The organism is Wolbachia endosymbiont of Pentidionis agamae, assembly GCF_036711655.1.
Classification (GTDB): Bacteria; Pseudomonadota; Alphaproteobacteria; order Rickettsiales; family Anaplasmataceae; genus JAZHPY01.
The window spans coordinates 1-2,601 of the sequence record NZ_JAZHPY010000111.1; the positions used below are offsets into that span (position 1 = coordinate 1).

Sequence of the window (2,601 nt, forward strand, 5' to 3'; positions counted from 1 at the left end):
TACAATCGACAGCGAGAAGTTACTGCAAGAAATAAACAAAGCGCCACTAGACCAACGCAGCGATGTTTTGGATGCTATGAAAGGCGCAGAAATCACAGGTAAAAAGGTTAGTGAAGTTAGGAAGCTGCTTGGTTTGCGAAAAGTCATGAAGTTTTCGGGAAAAGCGCAAAAATATATGGGGAAAGCTGGAATGGCATTATTTGCGAAGAACCTATTGGTTTCTGGAAGTAAAGGTGAATGGGATCAGGTGGGAATTGCTGCAGGGACATTTGCTGCTGAACCTGTTGTTAAAGCGGTGTCCGCTAAAATGGCCAAAAATGCGTTTAATATCCCCGTTCATAAAATGGTGAAACCTTTGAAAGCCACAGGAAGAGTCCTGTTCAAAGCATCTCCGATCCTAGGTGGAGTGGGAAGTGTATTCAGTGTGATGGACATTGTTAAGGATGCAAAGAATTTAAACTCAAACGATACTCGAGTTAGAAACGAAGCGATTGCGATGATTACATTAAACGCGGTTTCAATAGTAGTTGACGTAGTGGTCATTGCTTTAGAAATAGTGTCTTTAGTTGCAGGTGTGGCATCAGCAGCAGCATCGATCGCAGGTCCCATAGGCATCGCCGTTGGTTTAGCGATCGCCATCGGCACTCAAATCTATGCTGCTGTCAAAGCGGTTGATTATCTCGATAAAAATGTTAAAAAATTGACAGCGGCTGAGAAGTTTGAGGAAGGATTTCGGGCATTTCTAGGACTCGGACCGTCAGCACACATTCAGTATTTAATCAAAGAAAAACATAGACGCGAACGCAATGAACAACTTGCTAAGGTTCATGCAAAGATTGACGAAGATCTTAATCGGAATTACTCAACTGCTGTCGCAAATGATATCGTAGACTTCTTGAAGCGAAATCCTGATTTTATTTCAAAAGTGATACCATTGACGCAAATAAGATTCAGACCAATGGAGGAGACAAATGTATGTATCCGTGAGGTAAAAAAAGAATCAGGATGTTGTCACATTGCCGCAAAAATATTTTCCTTTGGAATTTGTACTGCAGTTTGTAAGAAGTGGACTGAATGTGTTGAACACAAGAAAGAAAGAAAATCGATGGACTGGGACTTGCCATCCATTCCACCGTCGGTAGCATCTAATCCATTGTTTAAACAATTCTCGTCAATTGCAGAGAGGTTCGGTGGTTATAATGCCGAAGCGCTGCAAACTAAAAATGGTGACACGTTCACACTTGAAATGAAGAACAGTGTTTTGATGTTAAACACGAAGGACACCATCCCTTTGATACCTTTCGATGGTAATTTACCTTCGGGATCAGAGATGCTTTGTAACGGTTACAGAGATACGATTTGGGCACAAAGGTATCACAGTTACCTGTGTAAAAATGCCATCGGAATTTCCTATAAATTGAATCGAAATCCAAATCCAGCGAATTTAATCGATTTAGGAGACGGCAATGATTTCGCAATTGGATTAAAAGATACAAGAAATGTTTTCGTAGTTAGAGACGGAATTAAAGTAATGGTCGGAGGAGATAAAGACGATGTGTTCATCTTAATTGGAAATCGAATTATGGGCCGATTCGTAGGTGGAGACGGGAATAACGTACTTAATGTACAAAATTTTTGCACTCACTTAACGCAGATTATATTAATTTTAAGCCATCTTCCACTTAATAGGTATGTGTAACTTATAAATTTTTTATTTTGCTAATTAATATCAGTAAGTATTTACTATATATTATTCAGTACGATTTGATTACAGTTTTTAATATTTTGTGTTCTGTTTATAAATGTTTATAAAAAAACAAAACAATATTCACATTTGTCAAATTCTACGTGTAAATATTCATTTTTTATAATAACTTTTAATTTGTTTTAGAAAAATGACCAAAATTAACTCGGACGGAGAAACAAGTGAATGTGTCAGCCAAGAGCCTAGACAGTCGTGTTGTGATAAAGTCTCACCCTTTTTCTCGTTTTCCATTTGTCAATGCAAACGTTGGAATCAATGCATGCAATATAGGAAAATCGGTTACAGAGGTCCGTTGAAACTGGATGATACAAAGAAATTGGACTTTGCCGAGATGCGGATTATTGTCGGAAAAAAATTTAGAAGTGAAGTTGTATACTGCAGTTGTGATGTGAGACAAGTAATATTGAACGGAGGTATTCATGGAAATCCGGATTCAGTTAATATTGCGGTGCCAAATTCTAATACTGCATCAAACAATATTAACACTGATCGTCTTTGTAATTACAAAATGCAAGTGAATGTCGACGAGAACACTAATGTTTATAATTACGCTTCTCGAGGACTGTTTAATTTCATCTTTAATGACGTTTCGTCACAAAGTGTGAGAGCAGTAGTCTGCGATTATGGACCGAGCATTGGTCAACAATCGGACAGTGAAGTTCAATTGAATTTTGTTTTCGAATACTCACTGTTTCAATCGACACATTTCTCTGTTATTCACAAGGATAATGTTAGTTAAAATTTAGTTTTACACCTAAACAACGATGGGAACAAAATTGATATAAAAGTGACCGGAAAATCAAAAGAAAGAAAAGGAGATTTTATCTTTAATCAGA

At 37.4% G+C, this 2,601-nt stretch carries 1 pseudogene; it reads left to right on the plus strand.

The window, feature by feature from the left end:
- Positions 1-1,699: pseudogene (locus tag V6U76_RS05055) on the plus strand (hypothetical protein); the annotation flags it as partial.
- Positions 1,700-2,601: the final 902 nt, after the last annotated feature.